This window comes from Hyphomicrobium facile, from assembly GCF_900116175.1.
GTDB lineage: Bacteria > Pseudomonadota > Alphaproteobacteria > Rhizobiales > Hyphomicrobiaceae > Hyphomicrobium_B > Hyphomicrobium_B facile.
In genome coordinates, this window is the sequence record NZ_FPCH01000003.1 from 114692 (window position 1) to 134826 (window position 20135).

The 20135-nt window shown below is 61.3% G+C and carries 16 protein-coding genes; 4 read left to right on the plus strand and 12 right to left on the minus strand.

Features of this window, described 5'->3' with window-relative positions; translation table 11 throughout:
- Positions 1-102: 102 nt before the first annotated feature.
- The gene (locus BM399_RS13595) at positions 103-2115 is read left to right on the plus strand and encodes an NYN domain-containing protein (RefSeq protein WP_092868329.1); all 2013 of its coding nucleotides are present in this window, start codon (positions 103-105) and stop codon (positions 2113-2115) included.
- A 114-nt stretch (positions 2116-2229) separates the two neighbouring features.
- Here BM399_RS13595 and phbB read toward each other — a convergent pair whose 3' ends face one another.
- Together phbB and BM399_RS13605 are read right to left on the minus strand one after the other, a co-directional pair.
- A complete protein-coding gene (gene phbB, locus BM399_RS13600; RefSeq protein WP_092868330.1) occupies positions 2230-2958 on the minus strand; it encodes an acetoacetyl-CoA reductase in 729 nt (242 codons plus the stop codon).
- A 94-nt stretch (positions 2959-3052) separates the two neighbouring features.
- On the minus strand, positions 3053-4243 hold the full coding sequence (locus BM399_RS13605) for an acetyl-CoA C-acetyltransferase (protein ID WP_092868331.1): 1191 nt from the start codon (positions 4241-4243) through the stop codon (positions 3053-3055).
- A gap of 277 nt (positions 4244-4520) precedes the next feature.
- Between BM399_RS13605 and phaR the strand changes: the two genes are divergently transcribed.
- On the plus strand, positions 4521-5168 hold the full coding sequence (gene phaR, locus BM399_RS13610; protein WP_092868332.1) for a polyhydroxyalkanoate synthesis repressor PhaR: 648 nt from the start codon (positions 4521-4523) through the stop codon (positions 5166-5168).
- Between the two features lie 35 nt (positions 5169-5203).
- On the opposite strand, the gene BM399_RS13615 is transcribed toward phaR, so the two are convergent.
- The 4 genes from BM399_RS13615 to mtgA all read right to left on the minus strand — a co-directional run bounded on the left by BM399_RS13615 (position 5204) and on the right by mtgA (position 9531).
- Positions 5204-6976 carry a bifunctional diguanylate cyclase/phosphodiesterase gene (locus tag BM399_RS13615; RefSeq protein WP_244531257.1) on the minus strand — a complete coding sequence of 591 codons (1773 nt, stop codon included), beginning with the start codon at positions 6974-6976 and terminating at the stop codon, positions 5204-5206.
- A gap of 175 nt (positions 6977-7151) precedes the next feature.
- On the minus strand, positions 7152-7556 hold the full coding sequence (locus BM399_RS13620) for a hypothetical protein (protein ID WP_092868334.1): 405 nt from the start codon (positions 7554-7556) through the stop codon (positions 7152-7154).
- Between the two features lie 167 nt (positions 7557-7723).
- Positions 7724-7909: a 50S ribosomal protein L32 gene (gene rpmF, locus BM399_RS13625; RefSeq protein WP_092868335.1), complete on the minus strand. Its 186-nt coding sequence runs from the start codon at positions 7907-7909 to the stop codon at positions 7724-7726.
- 182 nt (positions 7910-8091) lie between these two features.
- A complete protein-coding gene (mtgA, locus tag BM399_RS13630; protein ID WP_092868336.1) occupies positions 8092-9531 on the minus strand; it encodes a monofunctional biosynthetic peptidoglycan transglycosylase in 1440 nt (479 codons plus the stop codon).
- Positions 9532-9631: 100 nt separating this feature from the next.
- On the opposite strand from mtgA, the gene BM399_RS13635 reads away from it, so the two are divergent.
- Positions 9632-10537, plus strand: a complete 906-nt coding sequence (locus BM399_RS13635; RefSeq protein ID WP_177228163.1) for a polyprenyl synthetase family protein — start codon at positions 9632-9634, stop codon at positions 10535-10537.
- 26 nt (positions 10538-10563) lie between these two features.
- Here BM399_RS13635 and BM399_RS13640 read toward each other — a convergent pair whose 3' ends face one another.
- The 6 genes from BM399_RS13640 to BM399_RS13665 form a co-directional block, all read right to left on the minus strand.
- Entirely contained in the window at positions 10564-11211 is a 648-nt protein-coding gene (locus BM399_RS13640; RefSeq protein ID WP_092868338.1) for an outer membrane protein, read from the minus strand.
- A gap of 119 nt (positions 11212-11330) precedes the next feature.
- Positions 11331-12695, minus strand: coding sequence for a flavin-containing monooxygenase (locus BM399_RS13645; protein WP_092868339.1), 1365 nt, complete (start codon positions 12693-12695; stop codon positions 11331-11333).
- A 232-nt stretch (positions 12696-12927) separates the two neighbouring features.
- Positions 12928-14193, minus strand: coding sequence for a flavodoxin-dependent (E)-4-hydroxy-3-methylbut-2-enyl-diphosphate synthase (gene ispG / locus BM399_RS13650; RefSeq protein WP_092868340.1), 1266 nt, complete (start codon positions 14191-14193; stop codon positions 12928-12930).
- Between the two features lie 36 nt (positions 14194-14229).
- A complete protein-coding gene (locus BM399_RS13655) occupies positions 14230-15033 on the minus strand; it encodes a metal ABC transporter permease (RefSeq protein ID WP_092868341.1) in 804 nt (267 codons plus the stop codon).
- Positions 15034-15936: an ATP-binding cassette domain-containing protein gene (locus BM399_RS13660; RefSeq protein ID WP_092868342.1), complete on the minus strand. Its 903-nt coding sequence runs from the start codon at positions 15934-15936 to the stop codon at positions 15034-15036. It lies immediately after the preceding gene.
- Positions 15937-15996: 60 nt separating this feature from the next.
- Positions 15997-16488, minus strand: coding sequence for a Fur family transcriptional regulator (locus BM399_RS13665; protein WP_092868343.1), 492 nt, complete (start codon positions 16486-16488; stop codon positions 15997-15999).
- 297 nt (positions 16489-16785) lie between these two features.
- Between BM399_RS13665 and BM399_RS13670 the strand changes: the two genes are divergently transcribed.
- A complete protein-coding gene (locus BM399_RS13670) occupies positions 16786-20133 on the plus strand; it encodes a hypothetical protein (protein WP_092868344.1) in 3348 nt (1115 codons plus the stop codon).
- Positions 20134-20135 lie beyond the last annotated feature (2 nt).

Sequence of the window (20135 nt, forward strand, 5' to 3'; positions counted from 1 at the left end):
TTGCCCCTTTCCGACAACAGTGGTGTGGCGCTTCTTGTAGGCGGCGTTCGACTCGTCAACAGTGATTGCGAATCATGTTCCGATTCACGGGGGTTGCAGTCCATGAAACGCGAGTCCTCAGGACCCGTCCTATCTACGGTGTTCGTCGATTACGACAACATCTACCTATCTTTGAAACGTAAGAACGAAGACGCTGCGAAGCGTTTCGCCAAAGACAGTGCTGTGTGGCTGCAAGGAATTGCGTCCGGCGAACTCATCACGTCCACGAACTCGTACTCATTGCCAGGCGAACGCCGGATCGCGATGAACCGGTGCTACGGCAATCCCGTTCCTCGCCGTAATGCGCACGACAATTCGACGGACATGAACTCGTTCCCGTTCATTCGGCACCATTTCTTGCGCTCGGGCTTCGAAGTGATCGATTGCCCGCCGTTGACGGCGCAGCTGAAGAATTCCGCCGACATCCGCATTGTGATGGACGTTCGCGATATCCTCAATCACGACACGTATTTCGACGAATTCATCATTCTGTCGGGCGATGCCGATTTCACGCCGCTGCTTCACCGGCTGCGCGCGCATGCACGGCGCACGGTCGTGTTTGCGAACGACCACACCGCGCAGCCCTATACGGCGATCAGCGACGGCGAAATTCGCGAATCCAACCTCATCACGCTGCTGACCAGCGGCAACCGAGCAATTTCGGGCGAAAGCCCGCGCGAGATCGCGGCACCGGCTCCAATCGATGTCGAGGCGGCGCGCAAGGCCATTCTCTCCGAGGTCGTGGAATTCGTCCGCGTCGCTCCGCAGGCCGTTCCTCTCGAGACGCTGGCGGATCGTGCGGTGCGCGTCGTCGGCCGCGATAAGACGGTCGGCACGAATTGGGGCGGGTACGGATCGTTCCGGGATCTGCTGCTTGCAGATCTTCCGGAAGACATCCACCTGAGCGATACGGCGCCCTATACCGTGTTCGACGGTAACCGGCACATCTCGGCAGCCGGGCTGATCGCTCCTCAGCAGCTGGCGCCACCGGTCGCTGAACAACGCCGGCCTGAACCCGCTCGCGCCGAACCGCAGCAAGCTGCTTTGTCGGCTCCCGCGCGGGTCGCGCAACCGGCCGCTCCTGCTGCTATTCCTCAGAGCGCGTACCAGTCGCCCGTCCCGCAGTCGCGCTACATCGACCGGGTGACACCGGCTGCGCCTCCTGCGCCGCCAATGCCGACGTCGCGCATGCCGGAACTGACGGCAGTCGCTCCTGCGGCTCCGCAGGCGCTCACGCAGTCTGTCGGTGCTCAGGCTCCGGGGGCAGCGGCATTGCAGCCGCGACGGCAGCCCGTGGCTCCGCCGCCGCAGGCGACCTATCAACCCGAACCGCGCCGGGAACTGGCACGGCCGCAGGGCCAGCAGACGCCCCCTCCTCCCATGAGTGCTCCGATGAGCGGGACGGCGATGGCTGCCGCGCCCCGGGGCGCCGATCAGGCAACGCAGATCCAGCAATCGATCGCGCGTATCCACGATGCCTGCCAGGCACCGGCGTTGGCTCCGGCGGAATATCGCGTTCTGTTCGATGTGATGTCGCAAGAGATCACATCGAACGGGCTGCAGGGCGCGCAGACGCTTGTCAACATCACCCAGCGCGCCCGGGAGTTCGGCCTCGACATCAAGCGCGACGATCTTCGTTTCATCTATGACGTGGTGAGCGAGAGCGATCCGTGGTTCGAGCAGGGAACGTCAGCAAGCCTTTTTGCCGGCCGCTTCCGCAACTTCGTCGTTGCGCGCTGCCGGAGCCAGGGCCTCAGCCTGTCGGCCGATGAACTCGATCTGATCGAAGCGTGGTTCTCGGCGCCCCAGCAGCAGCCGGCACGGCAGCAGCAACAGCAGGCCTACAACGGCCGCCCAGCGCCTGGGCCGTCTGCGCCCCAGCAGCAGGCTCCGGCGTCGATGCCCGCAGTGGCGCCGCCCGCGGGTGAGCGCTGGTGGAGCATCGAAGAGGGACGCCAGCACATGGCCGAGCAGCAGCGGGAAGCCGAGCAGCGGGGTGCGAATGCCTACGCGCAGAACCAAAGCGAGAGCGAGGACGAGTTTCCCCGCATCGTGAGATCGCGCTTCCGCGGCTGAGACTTCGCTTCATCGTCGTCAAACGTAAAAGGCTCTGCCGGAGATTTCCGGCAGAGCCTTTTTCATTGGCGCAAAGTGTTGTGGCGATCTCGCCGTCCGGTCCCTTAAGACCTGTCAGCTCGCGAGGTACTGTCCGCCGTTGGCGGTGAGCGTCGAACCGGTGATGAAGCCCGAATCGTCGGACGCGAGAAACACGACGGCGCGAGCGATCTCGTGCGGTTCGCCAAGGCGGCCTACCGGGATCTGCGGAAGAATGCTCTTCTCGAGAACGTCCTGGGGCACGGCCTTGACCATTTCCGTCGCGATGTAGCCCGGGCAGATGACGTTGACCGTGATACCGGCGCGGGCGCCTTCCTGTGCGAGCGCCTTCGTGAACCCGATGTCACCGGCTTTCGATGCCGAGTAGTTCACTTGGCCCATCTGGCCTTTCTGGCCGTTGATGGAAGAGATGTTGATGACGCGTCCAAACTTGCGTGCGCGCATGCCTTCCCAAACCTGGCGAGTGACGTTGAACAAGCCGTTGAGGTTCGTTCCGATCACTTCATCCCACTGCTGCTTCGTCATCTTGTGGAACATGACGTCGCGCGTGATGCCGGCGTTGTTCACCAGCACGTCGATGGGGCCAACTTCCTTGGTGATCTGTGCGATTGCCTTCTCGCTCGCGTCGTAATTGCCGACGTCGAACTTGTAGACGGGGATTCCCGTCTCGACCTGGAATGCCTGCGCTGCGGCGTCGTTGCCGGCGTAGCTGGCGGCTACACGGTAACCGTTGCTCTTAAGAGCGATCGAAATTGCGTGGCCAATGCCGCGCGTGCCTCCCGTGACGAGGGCAACCCGTGCCATATCATTCTCTCCTGATTTTTTTGTTGCGGCTTTTGGTTGGATATAGAGACGCAGCCGTCCAACTCGGAACGGCTGCGTTAGAAATTGAGGGCGCTTAGTCTCGTGCGACGCACATGGCGACGCCCATACCGCCGCCAATGCACAATGTCGCGAGACCCTTCTTGGCGTCGCGACGCTGCATTTCGAAAAGGAGCGTATTCAGGATACGTGCGCCGGATGCGCCGATCGGATGGCCGATCGCGATTGCGCCGCCATTGACGTTGACCTTGTCGGCATCCCAGCCCACGCCCTTGTTCACTGCGAGCGCCTGAGCCGCGAAAGCTTCGTTGGCTTCGATCAAATCAAGATCGTTGATCGTCCAGCCGGCTCTCTCGAGCGCCTTCTTAGATGCGGAGATCGGACCGGTGCCCATGATCGAGGGATCGACGCCCGTGGTCGCCCACGAGACGATGCGCGCGAGCGGAGTGATGCCGCGCTTCTTTGCTTCTTCCGCGGTCATCAGCACGACGACGGCAGCACCGTCGTTGATGCCGGACGCGTTCGCAGCCGTCACGGTGCCCTCTTTCGGATCGAAGGCCGGACGGAGCTTGGCGATGCCTTCGACGGTGACGCCTTCCTTAATGTATTCGTCCTGATCGACGACGGTGTCGCCCTTCTTGCCCTTGATGGTTACCGGCGTGATCTCGTCCTTGAACTTTCCGGCCTTCCTTGCGGCTTCGGCCTTGTTCTGCGAGGCGGCAGCGAACTTGTCCTGCTCTTCACGCGTGATCTGCCACTGGCGGGCGACGTTCTCGGCCGTCGTGCCCATGTGGTAATTGTTGAAGGCGTCCCAGAGGCCGTCCTTCACCATCGTGTCGGTGAACTTGATGTCGCCCATCTTCGTGCCGTCGCGCATGTGCGCCGCGTGGGTCGATTGGCTCATGCTTTCCTGGCCGCCGGCAACGACGATGGATGCAGCGCCCGTCTGAATTTGCTGCATTCCGAGTGCAACGGCGCGGAGACCGGAACCGCAGATCTGGTTGACGCTCCAGGCGGGTGTATCGACCGGAATACCGGCGCCGACGGATGCCTGGCGGGCGGGCCCCTGGCCTTGCGCAGCGGTCAGAACCTGTCCGAGAATAACTTCGGATACGTCGCCTGCGGGCACGTTTGCGCGCTGAAGCGCGGCCTTGATGGCGATTTCACCGAGCTTCGAAGCGGGCAGCGATGCCAAGGCGCCGTTGAAGGAACCGACGGGTGTGCGTGCTGCACTCGCGATAACGATTGTCGAAGCGTCCTGGCTCATTGGCGGCCCCTCCCTGGGCACGTAGTTTTGCTTGAAGATTTATAGAACGCCCTGCCGGCGCGCCACTTATTACGGCTTCAATCAGCAGACAAAGGCACTTTGCAGCGCGTGGTTATTTTCAGCAATTGCGACCTCTTGCCTAGACTGCCCATCGGCATTGGTTTCTCCCCGCCCAAAAGAGTGACAGAAACGTCTGGCGGTGGGGCCCCAGGGTGTGGTACGCTGCCGCAGTGCAGCAACCTACTCTAAGCCGCCGTTAGTAGAGAACACGAACGCGATGTTGACCAATCCTGATCCTCAGACGCAAGCCCCGAAACGCGAAGCCGTCGTTATTAAAAAGTACGCCAACCGGCGACTTTATAATACCGAAACCAGCACGTACGTAACGCTGGAAGATCTGGCGAAGATGGTGCGCGGCGACCGCGATTTCGTCGTTTACGACGCGAAGAACGGCGACGATCTCACTCACGCAGTTCTGACGCAGATCATAGTTGAGCAGGAAAGCCGTGAAGGCGGGCAGGCGCTTCTGCCAATTCCGTTCCTTCGGCAGCTCATCCGGTTCTACGACGACAGCATTGCCCGCATGGTGCCGAGCTATCTGCAGTTCAGTCTCGAGCACTTGGCGAAGGAACAGGTTCGTTTTCGCGAGCAATTCGCTTCGGCGTTCTCAAATCCTGCGGCTGCGTTCGATTTTTACCAGCAGCAAGCCAGACAGAACATGGCCATGTTCGAGCAGGCGATGTCGATGTGGGCTTCGTTCGGAACGCCTGGTAAGGGCGGCAAGCCCGGCGAGGGCCAAGCACCGGGCACAACTCAAACGCCCGCGCCGGAACAATCCGGCGACCGCGACGAGCTGAGCGAACTCAAGTCGCAGCTCTCAGCGATGCAGCAGAAGATCGAGAAGCTGTCGCAATCGCGGCCCTGAGCACGCGGAAGTGTCACTGCGAAGTATCGGTGCCATCAGGCAGCTTTGACGTAGTCGGAGCTGTCGAAGGGCATGCCGTAATAGTAGCCCTGCATGTACGTGATGCCCGCATCCGTCAGATACTTCGCGGAACGCTCATCACCGACCCATTCGGCGACGGTTTCCATGCCGAACGTCTTCGCGAGTTCGATCATGGTCTTTACAAAGATCTGATCGCTCGTGTCGTTGGCGACGTTTTTCACGAACGCGCCGTCGATTTTCACCATATCGACGTTGAGCAGCTTCAGATTTTTAAACGAGGTATAGCCCGCGCCAAAGTCGTCGATGGCGACGCGGCAGCCGAGCTCTTTCAGGGTGTTGACGAAATTGACGGACTGATCGAGCTCGTGCAGCGCGACGGTTTCCGTGATCTCGACGATCATCCGGCGGAGCACGTCGGGATGGCCCGCCGTCACACGGCGCAGCGTCGTCAGCCATTCTTTGTCCGAGCACGTTAGGCCCGAGACATTGACGGACAAAATCAATTCACGGTGTTGCTTCAGCAGGTCGACCGTCAGCTCTAGAGTTCTGCGATCGATGAGGCGAGACAGGCCAAGCTGCTCGGCGATCGGCACGAATTCACCGGCCGCAACGAGGCTTCCGTCCGGACGCACCATTCGCAACAAGGCCTCGTACACTTCGGGTTTGCCGGTCTTTGTCGAGACCATGGGCTGCAGCACGAGCCGCATGCGATTTTCGTCGAGGGCGTTAACGACGCTTTCTGCGATCGTTTTGTTGCGCAGGCGTGCGCCGTCTCCGGAAGGTGAGGGTTCGTAGAGGACAAAGCAATCGAAGCGCTTCGATTTGGCGATGTCCAATGTCCGCAAGGCGAAGTTCACCGCGTCATGCACGGAGTTCGCCTGATCGGGAATGATGACGCCGCCGAGTGAGACGGTTGCGGACAATTGAGCAGCAGACGTCTTGATCGTCGTATCCCGCACGGCGTTGATGAAACGCTCGGCTGCCGTGTGCACGGCACCGGCCCCGCAGTTCATCAAGACGATGCCGAATTTATTGGCGGAGTAGCGTCCGATGATATCGCCGCCACGCAGCTTGGCGCGAATTCGCCGGCCGACTTCAGCGATCACCTCGTCGCCGACCTCGAGGCCGAACGTTTCGTTGATGACCGCCAGGTTGTTCACGGAGATCATGAGGAAGGCGCTGGATCGCTGTTCCCGTTCGGTCCGCGAGAGCACGGTGGCGAGGGCCTCCGTCAAGCGCATGCGGTTGAGCTGGCCCGTCAGCTCGTCGAGATCGTTCCGCACGAGCCGCCTCTGCTGCTCGAGATAGTGATCATCAACGATGCGGACGACACCGCGCGCCCGCTGGGGATGTCCGTCGGCTCCCGGCCACCATCGCCCCTGGTCTTCGAGGCGCACTTCCTTGCCGCTCCGCAGGCCGCCGGGCCGCAGACGATATTGAATGCGATAGGGAACGCCTCGTTCGGGGTCGGCTCCGACGCTGCGCGCAAAGACTTCGAGGCGGACGTTCAGGTGCTCCGGCGCGATCAGCGCATGATAGGCGGCGCCCGTCGAGATCTTGCTCAGATCGCCGACATCGAGGATTTCGGCAGCATTGCTTTCCCAGTCGAGGCGGCCTGTTCGAAGGTCCCAGACGTAGGCGGTTTCCTCAACGGACGACAGAATGCCGACGAGGTCGAGGCCTTCGGTCTCAGTCAGAGGATCACGTTTTCCGGTATCTGGAGATTTCGGGTTCTCGTCAGGCATCTGGGCCTGAGGCCGACCATCAGCGTCACGCGCAGAAACCACGTTTCACCCTCGAGCTGTCTCGCAGCACCCTTGGAATGGCGGGAATGGCAGATGCTTGTCTTCGAGGGAAAACGAATTCGGCCGCCTTAACAAGCACCAAAATCGCGCAGCTTGGGTAAGTTTAACGGACTCCGAAAGCCGTGCTTCCGAAGTCCCAATTTTGAACGGTGAAAACTTATTGGTCGGCGCCGATGTTCAGGTCGCGGCGCGCGACGCGGATGCCGATCGTGTAGCCACCGATAACGTCGATCAGCGCGGCGATGAGGATAAGGAAGAAGACCGACGTCGCGGCCTGCGGAACCATCAAGAACTCGGCTCCGACTGCGGTGAAGACAACCATCGAAAGAGCGTGATCGATCAACGTCGAGGTCGTCGTGAATGTCGATTTCACGATCTCGATGAAGAGCAGGATCAGGGTGACGAGCAAAATGAAGTCGCCCCAGTTGAATGACCAGTCGCCGCCGCTCAGGAGATGGACTGTGAAAATATCGCTTTTCAGAGCCTCCGGCCCCATCGTCAGGACGACCGCATTGTAGAGAAGGAATGCGAGAACCAAGAGCGGAATGGCTCTAACGGACATGAAGGTCTCCTGACATTTCGATTGTCCCCCGGGCGTCGCCTTGGGGCGAGCACGCGCTTTTTGGCACGGCAGCCCTGTTTTGCCAAGCAACGGTGGCCGGCAAAAGGCAATAGGCGCCGCTGCGAAGACAACGGCGCCTTGAATTTTCGATGGATCGGCGAAGACGCTTATTCTTCGAGCGCGGGCGGCAGGATCTGCCGGCCACGGTACTTGCCCGACTTCAGGTCGATGTGGTGCGGACGGCGACGCTCGCCGCTGTCCTTGTCCTCGACGTAGGCCGGTGCCGTGAGAGCGTCATGAGAACGACGCTGGCCCCGCTTCATGGGGGACGTCTTTTTGCGCGGAACTGCCATCAGTCTTGCTCCAAATGTAATAACCGTGCCGCCGCCAAAGCGGACGGGCCGCCGAACGAGCGGCGGGAAAGCCTAACCCTATATCGCTGGATAAACCGGCGGCTCCGTTTCCAGGCGCTCGGTCCCTTGGGCGGGGCTTATACGCAAGTTATGCGGGAAATGCCAGTCCCCTGGCGAAACCTTTAAATGCGCCTTTTCGGCAGGACGCAGGTGAGCTGGCTGGACGGCGCCAGCCGCATCCGGACCTGGATGGCGTTGGCGAGGCGCTGGAGGCCTGGACCCGGCTTTCCGGCGTTGCGCGTCAATGGGTTAGGCAGGGCGACCGCGAGGCGGGCTGCGTCTCGTTCGGAGAGGCTTTTTGCCGATTTGCGGAAATGGTATTGCGAGGCCGCCTCCACTCCGAAAATGCCCGGGCCCCACTCGGCGATGTTGAGGTAAACTTCCATGACCCGATGCTTCGGCCAGACGAGTTCCATCACGTAGGTCAGCGGCAGCTCGATCGCTTTGCGCAAATAACTCTTCGACGGCCAGAGGAACATGTTCTTGACGACCTGCATCGAGATCGTGCTGGCGCCCCTCGCGGCAGCGCCGCCGCCCGCCCTCTCTACGGCGTCTTCCAGGGCCTCGAAGTCGATGCCGGAATGCTGACAGAAGCGACCGTCTTCGCTCAACAATACGGCGCGGACGATATTCGGCGACATGTCTTCTATCGCCACCCACTTTTGCGAAATGGACTGGCCGGTTAGCCATTGCTGCAGCATCAAGGCCGAAGCCGGTGGATTGATGAAGCGGTAGGTGACGATCAGCAGCAGCACGATCACGAGCCATGCCAAAGCGAGCAGCGATAAAAGCTTCAGGCCTCGTTTGATGAGCGAGCCACGCCCGGCTGAGATCCGCGGTGCCGGCGATTGCTTCTCGACTTGCGCAAGATCTGGCGCGAGATCTGGCCGCATCGAACGATCAACGGTCAGACCGTCGAAAGCGGGTGGCGGGGGCGGCGCCCATAACCGAGGTTCCAGCATGCGCTGTGGGATCGTTTGGCCGAGAAATTCGTTCGCGCGTTCTGAGCCGTCTGGAAGCGCGACCACGAAGGGATCGACCGGCTGTTCGACCTCGGCCTTTTCGAGAATCTCGCTGCTCACCTGTTCAGCTTTTGAGAATGAGCGCGACGAAACTTCAGCGTCTATTGCGGAAAAAACATCTTCGGGCGCGGCCACGATCGCTTCGCCTGAGCCGGCCGGCGGCAATACTGCAGGACGCTGAGGTTCAGGTGCGAACAGTTCCGGTTCTACCGCTGGCTCAGATGGAAGCGCCGTCTGGATGACTTCTTGCGGAGACGTCTCGAAGAAAGCGCGCGCGGGAAGCGGCCTTGGAGGAAGCGGCAGCGGCGGCTGCCAGCGATCCGGCGACGGATCTGGAAGCAACGTTTCGAGCGTCGCGCGGTATTCGCTCACCTCGGGGACAGTGGATGCGCTCAGCGCGTTGGCAAGAGCAAGCGAACGGGCGAGCGCTGCGCCGACTTCTGCGGCCGCAATGGGTCGTGGCGGCGACAGCACGTCCTGGTCGCCCGATGGCGCCAGGGGCGCGGCAGTTGAGCCCGATGTTCCGTCCGGCCGATCCATGCTTTGATTCAATCGCTGATAGTGTGATACCGCCTCGGCATAGCGTCTAACCATGGCCTTGGTTAAGCGGCTGAACGATCCCTGGGGAGAGCATAAGGCAGTGTCACCGTTTCTTGTCCAGCTTGGCAACTCAGCAACACTCGTGGAAGCCTTTTTAGCCTCCGTTCTTGCCGAGCAGGAGGCCGCAGGCACGCCTCCGAGGCTGGCTGAGGCCCTTCGCCACGCCGTTCTAGGTGGCGGCAAGCGTTTTCGGCCGTTTCTCGTTTTCCACAGCGCAGCGCTGTTCGGCGCCGATAAAGAAGCCGCCCTTCCTGCTGCCGCCGCGCTCGAGTGCATCCACTGCTATTCGCTGGTGCATGACGACCTTCCTGCGATGGACAACGATGAACTCCGCCGCGGCCGCCCGACGGTGTGGAAAGCCTACGACGAGTGGACGGCCATTCTGGTGGGCGACGCCCTTCAGGCTCTCGCGTTCGAACTGATCAGCGGTTCAAAGGGCAGCGGCGATCCGAAGGCGCGGGCGGAGCTCGTCTACCTTCTTGCTGTGGCGTCCGGCGCCAACGGAATGGTTGGCGGACAGGTTCTCGATCTCGAAGCCGGAAAACTCGGCGCGCGACCCGATCCGACCATCACCGACATCATGCGCTTGCAGGCGCTCAAGACCGGGAAGCTAATCACGGCGGCCTGTGAAATGGGGGCAATCGTCGGCGGTGCGAGCTTCGAACAGCGCGCGGCGCTCAAAACTTACGGCGAGCATCTCGGCGCCGCGTTCCAGATCAGCGACGATCTGCTCGATGCGGAAGGGTCAAGCGCGGATGTCGGCAAAGCGACAGGCAAAGACGCTGCCGCGGGCAAAGCGACGTTGATCGGCATGCTTGGAATTGCGGAGGCGCGTCGCTATCTCGACCGCTCCATCGCGTCCGGCATCGACGCCCTTGCGATATTCGGAGACAAGGCAGAGCCCCTCGTTGAAGCTGCGCGACTGATGGGCCGTCGCGAAAGCTAGAGCGGAGGCTCTGCTTCAATTCACGTTCAGAACTTGTAGTTGAGGCCGAGGCGTACGGTCTGGAAGTCGTTGTTTACGCCCAATGCATCCTCACCCAAGCCGACGTAGAGATACTCGGCTTTGGCACTCCAGTTCTGAGTGAAGGCCCATTCGATACCGCCGCCGACGGCGTAGCCGGTCTGCGTACCGGAGCTCTTCCATTTATCGCCGTCGTCGAAGCGAACCTTCGTGTCGACGTCCGCAAACGCGACGCCGCCCGTGCCGTAAATGAGCCAGGGTCCGGTCGCGATACCGACGCGGCCGCGCACGGTCGAGAACCAGTTGATGTCAGAGCGGACCTTGTCGTCGAAGGCCGTGGTGGTCTGGCCGCCGATGTCGCCGCCCTGGAAGTCGCCCTCGATACCAAACACCAAACGCCCGCGCTGCCAGTTGTAGCCGACCTGAGCGCCGCCGTAGCCACCTTCAGGCTTGGCGATATTCGAATTCGACCAGCCGTAACCGCCGTTGATGCCGACGTAAGCGCCCTGCCAAATCGAAGGCGCCTCGTAGCGCGCTTCCGGCGGCGGAGTGTAAGACTGGTAGGGACCAAGATCTGCGGCCCAGGCACCGCCGCTGCTTGCGGTGAGCAGGAACACAGCTCCGCCGAACGCGGATTTGACTGGTAGCGATTTCATTTTGAACCCCGTTATGTGTTTGGCCGTTCGACCATTCTTGAGCTGGTTAACGTCCTAACGGGATATAGGTTTCCAATTTGGCAACTGGGGTGCGGAAACCGGGAAACTGCTATGCATGATTAATTTGATCTAAATTGAGTATTTCCAGACTCTTTATGCGCGTGCCGTAAGGCGGCGTTTGCCGGATTCGAGCCTTTGTTCACGTGTTTGCGCGCCAATCGCCGGTCGCGCAATTTCAATAGCGGCAAGATCCAATGGGCGAGGCGAATCTCGCGACGCGATTTTTCCGGATCGACCAGATGTGTCGTCGGCAATCGCTGCGTGAAAGAACTCTCCATGAGAGTTCCGAGAGGAAGCGTAAGCTCGTCCTGCAGCGTGATCATGCGCGCATAGAGATCGGCCAGCGGCGTAATGAGGCGACCGAAGCCATTTCGCGCCTGAGCCCAGCCGACGATATAAAGTCCGCGAATGCCGGCCGGGAATGCGCCGCCGTAAACCTGCACCACGCCGTCCTTCACCTTCACGAGGCCATCGCGAAGAAATGGGAACGACGTATTGAAGCCCGTTGCGGCGACGATCAGATCGTACTCACCCGTCGTGCCATCGACGAACGTCACAGTATTCCCGTCGACACGATCAATCCCCGGTCTCGGGTTGACGCGTCCGAGGCGGATCGCGTTGAGAAGGTCGGTTCCGAATGCCGGGTGGCGATCAAAGATCTTGTGGTTCGGCGTTTGCAGACCATAGCGCCGGTAATCGCCGATACTGACGGCGACGATCGATTTCAGAATTGCGCGCTGAAGAAATATCGGCAGTCCCCAAATCGGAATATCCGTCAGAGGGCGACCTAGAAAGGTTTTCGGCAAATACCAATAACCGGTTTGCAGGCTGATATCGCAGGCTCGGCCGAAACGACCTGCGTCACACGCCATGTCGACACCGGAATTGCCGCCGCCGATGACAAGCACGCGTTTGTCCTGGAGCTGCTCCGGACCGACGTAATCCTTGGAGTGCAGAATTTCGCCGGAGAAGTGGCCGCGGAATTTGGGATAGCGCTTGTCCCAATGATGGCCATTGCAGACGACGACGCCTTTGTATTTGCGTTCCTCGCCATCTGCGAATTTGACGTTCCAGTTGCCGCCGCTGTCGGGCGCCGCGAACGCCACGCTCTTGTTGAACTCGCTCGACGCGAGGAGCCCGCGATCTTCGGCGAAGGCCGTCAGATAGGCGAGCATCTGGTCGGCTGACGGGAAATCGGGATAATCCGCGGGCATCGGATAATCGGTGTATTCCGTCGCCTTCCTGGAAGAGACGATGTGCGCGTGCCGATAAACGCCGTGAAGCCAGTTACCGCCCACACCGGAAGCGGAATCGACGAGGTCGAAAGGAATACCGTGACGCTTCAATGCCGACGCCATCGCGAGACCGACAGGTCCTGCGCCGATCACAAGGTGGCGCTCGAGCGTGCTTATTCCTTCGCTCATTCTACAAATATTCCTTCGTCGAGGCTGATGCACACGTCCTTAGCAAACTGCGTTCGAAGCGTGGGGGTCCATTCGAAGAGGTGGTAACTTGTCGAAGAGGTGTTAACCGGGCCTCGATACATCATTAAGGGGGCGCAAGGCGAGCGCAGGATCGTCGCAAAGCGCGGCGAGAGCTGCCACTCTCGCGCTACCATACGAAAAGAACGCGCATTTCTTGGTTACCGGGGTGGGCCTATTCGGCCGCCGCACCACCGGCAATTTCTGTAACGCCGAAGCGGCGCTGAATGTAATCTTCGACGATCGCTTTGAAATCGCCCGCGATATTCGGTCCGCGGAGCGTCATCGCCTTCTTGCCGTCGATGAAGACGGGCGCAGCGGGGGACTCGCCGGTGCCCGGAAGCGAAATGCCGACATCGGCGTGCTTGCTTTCGCCCGGGCCGTTCACGATGCATCCCATGACAGCGAAATTGAGCGTCTCGACGCCGGGGTACTGCGTTTTCCAATCCGGCATACGATCACGGATCATATCCTGGATGTCGCGAGCGAGTTCCTGGAACACGGTTGACGTCGTGCGGCCGCAACCGGGGCAAGCCGCGACGACGGGCACGAACGACCGCAATCCCATCGTCTGCAGCAGTTCCTGCGCGGCGCGGACTTCCTGCGCGCGGTCGCCACCGGGTTCCGGCGTCAGCGAATAGCGGATCGTGTCGCCGATGCCCTGCTGCAGGAGAATGCCAAGCGCCGCCGACGAAGCAACGATGCCTTTCGATCCCATGCCCGCTTCGGTGAGACCGAGGTGGAGCGCGTAACGGCTGCGGTCGGCAAGCATCGCGTAGACGGCAAGGAGATCCTGAACCGATGACACCTTGCCCGACACGATGATCTTGTCGCGTCCTAGCCCCATCTCCTCCGCGCGTTCAGCGGAAAGGAGCGCCGATTGCACCATCGCCTCGTGCATGACGCTGCGGGCCGATTTCGGCTCCGGGGAATTAGCGTTCTCGTCCATCAGATGCGTCAGCAGCTCGGCGTCGAGCGAGCCCCAGTTCACGCCGATGCGGACGGGCTTACCGTGCTTCAACGCCGTCTCGATGATGGCGCCGAACTGACGGTCTTTTTTGTCTTTGAAGCCGACGTTGCCGGGATTGATACGGTACTTGTCGAGCGCTTCGGCACAAGCAGGGTTATCGCCCAAAAGCTTGTGGCCGATGTAATGGAAGTCGCCGATGAGAGGCACGTTGACGCCGCGCGCGCGCAACTGGTCGCGAATGTGGGGAACGGCCTTCGCAGCCTCATCACGATCGACCGTGATGCGGACGAGTTCGGACCCGGCCCGCGCCAGGTCGGCCACCTGCTTCACTGTCGACGCGATATCGGCGGTATCGGTGTTGGTCATCGATTGAACGACGACCGGCGCACCGCCGCCGACCTGGACACCGCCGACGCTGACCGCGACGGTCTCGTGCCTGGCTTTCATCGTGATGCTGCCGCCGTGCGACATCGTTGAGGCCTTTCCGGAACCCTGTGGAGCGAAGTTCTAGCGCCGTCTGAGGCTTCCCGCCAGAAGCGATATGGACGCGATTGTGCACAGCGCTATGACGATGCTCGGGCCACCCGGGGCATCGCTCGAAAGCGACAGCCAAAGGCCCAGGATAACGCCCAAAATCGCCATTGCCCCAGCGAGCACAGCCATCCGCTCGGGCGTTTCGGATAGTGGCCGCGCGGCAACGGCCGGGACCACAAGAAAAGCCATGACGAGCAAAATGCCGACGATCTTCATCGCGACCGCAATCACCACCGCCAGAAGGAGGTCGAACGCCGCGCGCGGCAGCCGGGGGTTGATGCCTTCAGCGGTCGCCAGATCTTCGTGCAACGAAAGCCGCACGAGCGGTTGCCAAAGATAGAGGGTGACGGCGACGACGACGGCGCCACCGCCGTAGATCCAATAGAGATCGGTCGCTGTCACCGCGAAAACGTCGCCGAAGAGATAGCTCATCAGGTCGATCGCCGGACCTTTTACCAATGCGATTGCCGCGATCCCGAGCGCCAGCGTCGCGTGGTGCATCAGGCCCAGGGCGGAATCGAGCGGCACCATTTGCTGGCGCGAGAGAAGCGTCAGGACGCCCGCCGCGGCGATGGCCGCGAGAATGACCGAAAACGTCAGATCGACGTTGGCCGCGAGGCCCAGCGCGACGCCCAAGAGGCCCGCCTGCGAGAGCGTCTCGCCGACGTAGGACATGCGCCTCCATACGACGATGCAGCCGAGTGGCGCGGCGATGATTGCTAATCCGACGGCTGCGAATAACGCGCGCCAGACGAACGGCTCGGGCCAATCAAACACTCAGGAGCCTCGCCCTGTCGGTGAGGCGCCGGCGAGAGGCTTGGGTTCGCCCGTCAAATCGTGCCGATGGTCGTGGTGATGGCGGTAGACGCCGAGAACGGTGGCTGCCTGGGGTCCGAAGATGCGGGCGTAGGCGGCGTGTTGCGACACGTCCTCGGGCTTGCCCGAGCAACAGACATGGGCGTTCAGGCAAATCACCCGATCGCTGCGCGCCATGACGACGTGAAGATCATGCGACACCAGAAGAACACCGAGGTTATGTTTGTCGCGCAGGCGGCCGATCAGATCGTAGAGGTCGGCCTCGCCGGTGAAGTCGACGCCGCTCGCAGGCTCATCAAGAATAAGAAGGTTCGGCTTACGAAGCAGCGCGCGCGCAATCAAGACCCGCTGGGTTTCGCCACCCGACAATTTCGACAACTGCTGATTGATCGTCTTCGCCGCGCCGGTTTCTTCCAGCGCCGCCTTGATGGCCTTCAGCGTTGTATGCTCACCTAGCGACAGGAACGACTCGACCGTCATCGGAATCGCCCCGTCGACTTCAAAGCGCTGCGGAACGTAGCCGACGCGCGTCGATGCCGGTTTTATGATGCGGCCGCGTTCGGGGTGCTCGATGCCGAGCAGAATTCGGACGAGCGTCGTCTTCCCGGCGCCGTTGGGCCCGATCAGCGTGACGATCTCGCCGCGTCTCACGTCGAGGTTGATGTCGGACAGCACCTCGCGGCTTCCGCGCCACATCGTGACGCCACGGGCGGAAATCAGCGCGCCGGGATCGGGCTCCGCAGCCAGCTGCTGATCGGTTTGCCGATGGTCATGGTTGTGACCGCAGCTGCAAGGCGCGGCCGCGGCGTCAGTCGCGCTGTTGCCGTTCGGCGAACCCGTTCCTGGTGCATCACGGGATGACAAATACGTTCTCCATGCCCGAAGGCTCGACGACAATTCGGGCCGCGGTCTTGCTGATATTGCCTATGCCTTGCGGCGCGCTGCACATTCCTGGCATGTGCCGGAGACTTCGACAAAGCGCACGCGAGGCTCGAAATTGGCGCCTTCGGCCGCGGTATCGATGGCGTGGAAGATGTCGTCACCATCGACTTCCTGCACAATCCCGCACTTCTCGCAGCTGAGAAACATCGGACGACGACCGGTTCTCGGCTGATGCAGGCGCCGGCAGGCGAAATAGGCATTCTTGCTCTCGAGCCGATGGACGACGCCGGCTTCGAGAAGCGCATCCAACGCCCTGTAGACCGAAATCGGCGCGAGCCTCGTGCCTTTTTTGGCGAGGCGATCCAGGACCTCATAGGCGCCTACGCTTGCGAGCGTCGAGGCGATTTCCTCGAACACTTTACGGCGCAGGTCCGTGAACCTGATGTTCTTCTCCGCGAAGATGGCGGTTGCCTGCTCGAGCGACGTTTTCACTCGCTCGCGGGCGCGTTGGTCTTCGGCTGCCGTTGTCACCATAACAGTCCTCTAAACCCGGCCAGACGAGCGCTTTGGAAACCCTCAGGCAACGGGACAATATAACATGTCGGGGTTACCCGCCATTCGGTTCAAGGCGGCGACGCGATTTTTGTGCGGCGCGGCTAGGCGCTTGACCGCATTTGGATTATCGCTCCAACCTCCGAATTCTAAAGAGAAGTTCATGCGATGAGCACATTTCGTCTTAATGTTGCCGCCAATCGGCCAGCTGAGCCGCGCAATTATTAAGGTAAGCGGCGGGCGATTCGCCACAAACGGAAGGCCGGAATCGGGCTCAGGATGGACATCAAGCTTCTGATCGACAGGCTGGCGGAGCACGCCCAGCCGATTGGCATCGCAGTTTTCTTGACGTGCAGCCTCGTCCTTCTGCTTCGAACGCGGGTCGCGAGGCGCCTCCGAGCCGTCGTCGAAGACACCGTTTTCACCAATTGGCGGCTCGCACTGCTCGGTACGACCGGCATCGTCTTGTCGGGCGCGGCGGGCTGGCGAACCTGGGAAGGAATGTACAATTTCACCGGCGAGCCCCTGCTCTCCGGCATGGTGACGTTCGGCATTCAAGGCATCATGCTGATCGTCGCGTGGCTGATCGGCGAAAGCTTTGCGACCGGAATGAATTCACGGGCGCGGCCGGGCCAATCCTCGCTCGTCAGTTCGGGGGTGCAGCCGTGGATCGGCTCATTCATCGGCCTCCTCCTCTTCGTCACGGGGTTCGTTCTTTTCCTGCAATGGTCGGGACAGAGCGGCACGAAACATCCGAGCGTCGAAGACATCAACTGGTCCGCCGCCAGCGACAAGCTCCTGATGTTCGCGGCGGGACTGCTCCTTTTCGCGCTTTTCGCACTTTATGCAGCCAGCGACCTGGTGCGGCCGTACGTGCAGGTCATCCGCGTCATCATCCGGAATTCGATGCTCTGGGTGATGTTCCTCGCCTGCATGGCGACGAGCGTCTTCTTCTCGTTCGATAGTTTCTTCACCTCTATCTTCCCGCAGTCAGAGCGTGTGCGCGCGGCCGAACTTCGCGCGCAGAACCAGGTTGCCGGAATCATCACCGACATCGAGCAGGCCATCGCCGCCCGTCGCGCGGTGCTGGCGGAAGAGCTTTTCACGACGGATGCGTGGAAGGGCTATGAGCAGCAGCTCGACCACGTCGCGAAAGCCGCCGCCCAGTCGCAGGGCGTGATCGAACGCTTCGTCAACGATCAGATCGAAGAGCACCGGCGCTCGGTGAAAGAGCAGCAGGAGAGGATATCGTCGGCACAGGCGGGCCAAGCGGGGCTGGCCAATCGCAAGACGTCGCTGACGGATGAAAAATCGAATCTTGCCGGGCAGCGGCCGGAACTTGCCGCGGATTATGCGGCCAAGAAGGGCGAGTACGACGCCAAGCTGCGCGACGTCGACGCCAAGCGCGTCGAGGCACTCGCCGAGGACAAGGGTGTCGAAGGAAGCGGCAAGGCGGGCCGCGGGCCGCTTTATCGTCAGCGTATGGGTGAACTGGCGCAGCTCCAGGCCGCCGCTCAGATCGCTCAGGAGCGGATGAAGGACGCGCAGAAGCGTCTAGCCACCGTCGAGTCCCGGCTTTCGGCAGTCGACAGAGAGCTCGCCACGCTCGACGGCGATCTCGCGAAGTACAAAGGCGAAGCGGAGACCGCCGAGCAGCGCATCAAGCTTGCCGAAGGCAGCGCGCAGACCGATACGGGCCCGAAGACCGATCCTGCGCGTATTCTGCCTCTCTTCGATCAGACGAAGGCGGAGTTTCGCGCCGACCCGACGGTCGAGCATCTCGGCCAAGTCCAGCGGATGTGCGGCGAGATCACCGGCGCCATGCAGGCGACGCCAGAGACCCGGGCGCTCGTTTCGACGGTCGATTGCGATCCGAAGTCGACGGCTGACGCGGCGGCGACACTGTTCGCGCTGCAGGCGGGCACGAAGATATTCGAGAATGCCTGCGCCGGCGGCGACAAACTCAATGCCAACAAATCGACCGACGATCTCTTCGCCTTCGCGCGCGGTTGCCTTGCCGACAGCGCGCTTCCAAGCTCAGACACGGATGCGCTGCGGACGAAGATCAACCACATCGAGCTTTCGCGCGATGACAAGGCGCACCGCTTCGTCGTAACGCTCAACGCGTTCCAGGACGGAAACCGGCTCGCGTATCTGGCGCTCGCAATTGCGATCGGCCTCGACGGGTTGATCTTCATGTCGGGCCTTTTCGGCGCCAACGCCGTGCGCTCACCGCTGTCGGATATTCCGAGCTTCAGAGCGCGGTCCGGCGCTCAGCTCGAGGCGACGATCAATGCCGCGCTCGGAGCGCATCCCTATGAGACAGCGTGGCTGACGCTGACGTCGCTCAAACCCATCACCAACCAGGACGGGTTTTCGGCGCTTGCCGATTTGAGCAACATGGAGCGATCGCAAGCAGATCGCATCCGCATGGTGCTGACGGCTGGCGCGGATATCGGCGCGGTCGAAAGCGTCAGTCAAAATCCGGAGCGTTACCGGGTTCGGAGCGAACTGCGCGAATATCTCTCGTCAGTCTGCGATAAGCAGTTCAAAGCCGATTCCAGCGCCAAGGACCGGGCTAAACTCGAGCAACTCGTATCGGCCGCGCTCGCGCCGCATCCGCGTGAGCATTCCGAAATCGTGCTCAACACGCTGGAGCCGATCCGGGAGACCGAAGGGTTCACGTCGCGCGTGACGCTGAAAGAGATCGACAACGATTACGATACGCGCGTGGTGCGTCGCGTGATCAATGCCGGTGCCGCGACAAAAGCCGTAGCGCCGGACCGTGATACCGATGATCTCTATTACATTCGACCGGCGCTCTACGAGACGCTTCTGACGATCCGTGCGACGGCTCCCGAGAGCACGGGCTATGGCCGTGATCGGGCGCGGTTCGAAGGCGTGCTGGAACGTCCTGCATTGGAAGGCGGCATGCTTCGCAGTGCGCAGCCGGAATTGCCTTTGCATACGGGAAGCGTTCCGAAAATCGAACGCCGGCGTGAGCAGCAGCAGGCGCTGCCCGGAATCCAGCCGCTTTCACAGGAAGAGCGTCAACGGCTCATCGCCTACTACCGCGAAGAGTTGCTCGAAGCCGTGAATTTGCGGTCCGACATCGTCGACACGCGCCTGAGCCTCCCGGAGTCGCGCGACGCAATTCTGGAAGCATGGAAAGCTCTCAACGCACACAGCAAGAAGAACGAGAACCTCGATTTCCTCCTGCGCGAATTTCAGAATGGACAGGACCGCATTCTGAGCGAAGTTTATTCGCGCCTCCGCCGGGAAGCTGGCGGTGACGCGCAAAAACTATCGGTGCTTGATGGCGTCGACGGACGCGTGCGCGACGAGCTAACGCTTTATTTGTTGTTCCCGGAAACCGGTCTCATCAGCACCCTGATCGACGATCTCGAGGCTGCCGCGCAGCCGGACGAGGGCCTTGCCCACGGCGAGCAGGACCTGAAGGATCAGCTCAAATACGTTCAAGAGGCGTTGGGCCGGCTGGACCTCGACAATCCGCGTTCATGGGACGAGATTCGCCAGAAGCTCGCCATCCGGACCGGAACGGATTTCCGGAGCCTGATGAGGAGGCCGTTAGGTCAGCCTCCTCCGGAAGAAGATGGCGAGGCTTGAGG